The sequence below is a fragment of the Frankia sp. CcWB2 genome (assembly GCF_977927585.1).
Genome location: NZ_CDWRCM010000109.1, coordinates 12209 through 13856, shown reverse-complemented (window position 1 = coordinate 13856; position 1648 = coordinate 12209). Strand labels below are relative to the sequence as shown.

The 1648-nt window shown below is 65.2% G+C and carries 1 protein-coding gene; it reads left to right on the top strand.

The window, feature by feature from the left end; genetic code table 11:
* Positions 1-1128 precede the first annotated feature (1128 nt).
* Positions 1129-1449, top strand: a complete 321-nt coding sequence (locus ACY45C_RS12905; protein WP_462187865.1) for a putative quinol monooxygenase — start codon at positions 1129-1131, stop codon at positions 1447-1449.
* Positions 1450-1648 lie beyond the last annotated feature (199 nt).

Here is a 1648-nt window from a genome sequence, read left to right as displayed (position 1 = left end):
CCTATGTCCGGCCCGGCGACCGGTCCAGCCTTCGCCGCACCCGACCGGGCTGCTGCGCCACCCGGATCCGCGACCGCCGGCAGGCCGTAGCCAAGCCCGACGGTCAGGGCTGTCGCAGCTGCAAGCGCAGCCGAACGGGACCATGTGAGACGAGATTTCACTCCGCGCCATCCTCGATTCTGCATTACCGGTCCGACGTCGCATCGAACTCGGCACGCATCGTGGCAGGAGTGCGGAACAATCGGGCTTGAAACCACTGACGACACGCCGGGCTCCATGTCCGCGCCGGCGACGGAGATCGCGAGAATTCACCCGATGACGGCATTCATGCCGCACACCGGCCGTTCAACCGATGCCCTCCATTCGAGACTGGAACCGCGCCCTCGCCGACTGGTCCGTGCGACGGACTGGTGGCAGCCGGTCAGCCGACCGCCACCAGGGTTCCACCCAGGGAAGGAACGACGACCTGTCAACGTCACCATCAGCGGCCCACGTCAATGCTTGTGCATATCCGCCGTACAGCACGCGTCCCTCCCCCGCGTCGGGCGCTATCGCTCCGGAGCGAGGCGCACGGGTAGGACATCCCAGCCGTAGACGATGAAGGAGTGAATCGTCAGAGTAACAGGGCGCCGACCTTTCCTACGTCCCGTCGGAGTGCGGTGCAGCGGCCAGCCGTCAAGGGATTTCCGTTCACGAGCCAGTGAACACAAGTCTCTCGAATTTGAACTACGAGTCGATGGAAGAAATCAGGCTGTGGCCCGCCTGCCGCGAATCGCTATGCTGGCCGGGTGGCACGTCCCGGTCCACGGCGCCGGGGACCTGAGCGCGACGCGGGTCGCCTCGGCCAGCGGGAGCTATCACCAGATCCAGCCTTGAGAGAATACCATCGGGTACCGTTCATGACGTTCATATCGGCTTTGATCGACAGAATCTGCTGTACATCGGCATCCTGCCGTCAAGGTCCGGATGGCCCGTCCCGGGCTGCACAAGGCAGCCGATCTCAGGCCGCACCGATGTGGCCAGGCTCTCAGGCCACCATTAGAGTGATCTCCTGGATGCGGTAACAGTACGTCGCGAAGTGACAGCGCCCCGCCATATCCCTGTCGCAATACCTTGAGGAGGAGATCCATGTTCGGTCTGACGGTGCGGTTCGAGGTACGCCCGGACACGGCGGACGCGTTCGACGCGTTGGTGGCCGAGACGGTGCCGCTGATCGCCGCCCACGAACCCGGGACCTTGATCTACACTACCCATCGGGTGGCCGGCGACGACAATGCCCGGCTCTTCTACGAGCTCTACCGCGACCGCGAGGCGTTCGAGGATCATGAGAACCAGCCGCACATCCACCACTTCGTCGCCGAGCGGCAGGATCTGCTCACCGGTCCCCCGCGTATCGAGTGCATCACACTGACCTCGGGCACCGGGCTTCCTACGATGACAGGCGCCTGAGAACCCGGCACCTGCCGGTCCGTTCTTCACACGCCCTGGGCCGGAGCCGCTGATGCCGCTTGGCCCAGCCCAGCCCAGCCGGGCAGGAAACCCGCGTCGGCGGACCGTCCGCCGACCAGGCCAGGAGGGTGACGCATGAAGATCGGTTTCATCGGACTCGGCGGAATGGGCGGCGCCATGGCGCGCAATCTGATCGACG